This window comes from Actinoallomurus acaciae (assembly GCF_042429965.1).
In the GTDB taxonomy this organism is placed as follows: Bacteria; Actinomycetota; Actinomycetes; order Streptosporangiales; family Streptosporangiaceae; genus Actinoallomurus; species Actinoallomurus acaciae.
On record NZ_JBHLZP010000743.1, the window covers coordinates 1 to 3,127 of the forward strand.

Consider the following 3,127-nt stretch of genomic DNA (forward strand, 5'->3'; position numbering starts at 1 on the left):
CGGGCGCGCGTCGCCCGGGTGTCCCGGCTGCTGCCGCGCCGCTCCGGGCGGCCCGGCGGGCTGCTCGCGCGCCGTCGCCGTGAGCAGAACGCCATCGTCGTGGTGGCGTTCCTGCTGGTCCAGGTGCTGGCCTGGATATCACTCTCATCGTGGACCGGGCGCCTGGCCGTGCTCATGCTGTCGGCGTTCCTGGTCCCGGTGTTCGTCACGCTCGCCTTCGACCGGAGGTCGTAGATATGTCGCTTGTCCTGTTGCCCGCCGTCGACGTCGCCGATGGGCAGGCGGTACGCCTCGTCCAGGGGGAGGCCGGCACCGAGACGTCCTACGGCGCGCCCCTCGACGCCGCGCTGGCCTGGCAGAGCGCCGGCGCCGAGTGGATCCATCTCGTCGACCTGGACGCCGCGTTCGGGCGCGGCTCCAACCACGCGCTGCTCGCCGAGGTGACCGGCAAGCTGGAGGTGAAGGTCGAGCTGTCCGGCGGCATCCGCGACGACGAGTCGCTCGCCGCGGCGCTCGCCACCGGCTGCACGCGCGTCAACATCGGCACCGCCGCGCTGGAGAACCCCGCGTGGTGCCGCAAGATCATCGCCGAGCACGGCGACCGGATCGCGGTCGGCCTCGACGTGCGCGGCACCACGCTCGCGGCACGCGGCTGGACCCGCGAGGGCGGTGACCTGTGGGAGGTGCTCGACCGCCTGGAGGCCGACGGCTGCCCCCGCTATGTCGTCACCGACGTCACCAAGGACGGCACCCTGCGCGGACCCAACACCGACCTGCTGCGCGAGGTCTGCGGCCGTACCGACAAGCCCGTGGTCGCCTCCGGCGGGGTCTCCTCGATCGAGGACCTGCGGGCGCTGGCCGGGCTCGTCCCGGACGGCGTGGAGGGCGCCATCGTCGGCAAGGCGCTGTACGCGGGCGCGTTCACCCTCCCGGAGGCCCTCGCGGCGGTGGCGGGATGAGCGTCGCCGTACGCGTGATCCCGTGCCTCGACGTGGACGCCGGGCGCGTGGTCAAGGGCGTCAACTTCGAGAACCTCCGGGACGCGGGCGACCCGGTCGAGCTGGCCCGGCGCTATGACGCCGAGGGCGCCGACGAGCTGACCTTCCTCGACATCACCGCGTCCAGCGGCGAGCGCGAGACCACCTACGACGTGGTCCGTCGTACCGCCGAGCAGGTGTTCATCCCGCTGACGGTCGGCGGCGGCATCCGCACCGTGGACGACGTCGACCGGCTGTTGCGGGCCGGCGCGGACAAGGTGTCGGTCAACACCGCCGCGATCGCCCGGCCGGAGTTCCTGCGGGAGGCCGCGCACCGGTTCGGCTCGCAGTGCATCGTGCTGTCGGTGGACGCCCGCCGGTCCGGCGACGGCTTCGAGGTGACCACGCACGGCGGGCGGCGCGGCACCGGGATCGACGCCGTCGAGTGGGCCCGGCGCGGCGAGGAGCTCGGCGTCGGGGAGATCCTGCTCAACTCGATGGACGCGGACGGCACCAAGGCCGGCTTCGACCTGGAGATGCTCCGGGCCGTACGCGCCGTCGTGAGCGTGCCGGTGATCGCCAGCGGGGGAGCGGGCGCGATCGCGCACTTCGCGCCGGCGGTCGCGGCGGGCGCGGACGCCGTCCTGGCCGCCAGCGTCTTCCACTTCGGCGAGCTGAGGATCTCCGACGTCAAGGACTCCCTGCGGCAGGCGGGTCACCCGGTCCGCTGATCTGTCGTCCCGGACGTGTCGAGAACGCCCGGCGGACTCCGACTCTCCCGTGAAAGCGCCCATCCGGGGCGCCGGATCGTTCGGGAGTTCCTCCGATGGACACCACCGCCGGGAAGCGGGAGTGGATCGGGCTGGCCGTTCTCGCGCTGCCCACCCTTCTCGTCTCCATCGACGTGTTCGTGCTGCTGCTGGCGCTGCCGCGCCTGAGCATCGACCTGCGGGCCGGCAGCACCGCGCAGTTGTGGATCATGGATGTGTACGGCTTCATGGTGGCCGGCTTCCTGATCACCATGGGCACGCTGGGCGACCGGATCGGGCGCCGGAGGCTGCTGCTCATCGGGGCCGCCGGGTTCGGCGCCGCCTCGGTCCTCGCGGCCTACTCCACCAGCGCCGCGATGCTCATCGCCGCCCGCGCGCTGCTCGGCATCGCGGGGGCGACGCTGGCGCCCTCGACGCTCGGCCTGATCGGCAACATGTTCACCGATCCGCGCCGGCGGGCGGTGGCGATCAGCGTGTGGATGGCCTGCTTCGTGTCCGGCGCGGCCCTGGGCCCGCTCGTGGCCGGGGTCATGCTGGACCACTTCTGGTGGGGGTCGGTGTTCCTGCTCGGCGTGCCCGCGATGGTGCTGCTGCTCGTGCTCGGCCCGGTGCTGCTGCCGGAGTTCCGTGCCGCCGAGGCCGGGCGGATCGACCTGCCCAGCGTCGGCCTGTCCCTGGCCGCGATCCTGCCGCTGGTGTACGGCCTGAAGGAACTGGCACGCAGCGGCTGGCACGTCGTTCCGGCCGTCTCCGTCGTGGCCGGCGCGGTCTTCGGCTGGGTGTTCGTGCGGCGCCAGTGCCGGCTGGAGGACCCGCTGCTGGACGTGCGCCTGTTCGCCCGCCGCACGTTCGGGGCGGCGCTCGGCAGCATGATGTTCGGCACCATGCTCATGGGCGCGATCATGATGTTCATCGCCCAGTACTTCCAGCTCGTGCACGGGCTCTCACCGCTGGCGGCCGGGCTGTGCATGTTGCCCGGCGTGGGCGGCTCGCTGGTGAGCTTCCTGCTGTCACCGCATCTCACGCGCTGGGTGCGGCCCGCGTACCTCATCGGCGGCGGCATGGGCGTGTCGGTGTGCGGCCTGCTGCTGATCGCTCAGGCCGGCGCGACGTCCGGCCTGACCGCGGTCATGCTGGGGTTCGCGATCAGCAACTTCGGCGCCGGGCCGATGGTGACGCTGGGCACGGACCTGGTGGTCGGCTCGGCCCCGCTGGAAAAGGCGGGCTCGGCGGGCGCGCTGAACGAGACGAGCGGCGAGTTCGGGTTCGCCCTGGGCATCGCGGCGCTGGGCAGCCTGGGCACGGCCGTCTACCGGGCCCACGTCTCCGTCCCCGCGGGCGTGCCGGCCGGCGCGGCGCGGGCGACCCGCGACACGCTGG

4 protein-coding genes are annotated in these 3,127 nt (G+C 73.1%); all 4 read left to right on the top strand.

The genetic code is table 11. The features are described 5' to 3' along the window. The coding region (locus ACFFNX_RS46165) for a hypothetical protein (protein ID WP_378212690.1) at positions 1–234 on the top strand (234 nt) is incomplete at its 5' end. A gap of 2 nt (positions 235–236) precedes the next feature. Continuing rightward, positions 237–959, top strand: coding sequence for a bifunctional 1-(5-phosphoribosyl)-5-((5-phosphoribosylamino)methylideneamino)imidazole-4-carboxamide isomerase/phosphoribosylanthranilate isomerase PriA (gene priA, locus ACFFNX_RS46170; RefSeq protein ID WP_378212691.1), 723 nt, complete (start codon positions 237–239; stop codon positions 957–959). Further along, entirely contained in the window at positions 956–1,708 is a 753-nt protein-coding gene (hisF, locus tag ACFFNX_RS46175) for an imidazole glycerol phosphate synthase subunit HisF (protein WP_378212692.1), read from the top strand. Before priA ends, hisF begins: the two co-directional genes overlap by 4 nt. A 95-nt stretch (positions 1,709–1,803) precedes the next feature. Then, on the top strand, positions 1,804–3,127 hold a 1,324-nt coding region (locus tag ACFFNX_RS46180), incomplete at its 3' end, for an MFS transporter (RefSeq protein ID WP_378212693.1).

Bases quoted from the DNA above. Each gene is read 5' to 3' on its own strand.
- priA (WP_378212691.1), top strand. From the start codon at position 237: ATGTCGCTTGTCCTGTTGCCCGCCGTCGACGTCGCCGATGGGCAGGCG.
- hisF (WP_378212692.1), top strand. From the start codon at position 956: ATGAGCGTCGCCGTACGCGTGATCCCGTGCCTCGACGTGGACGCCGGG.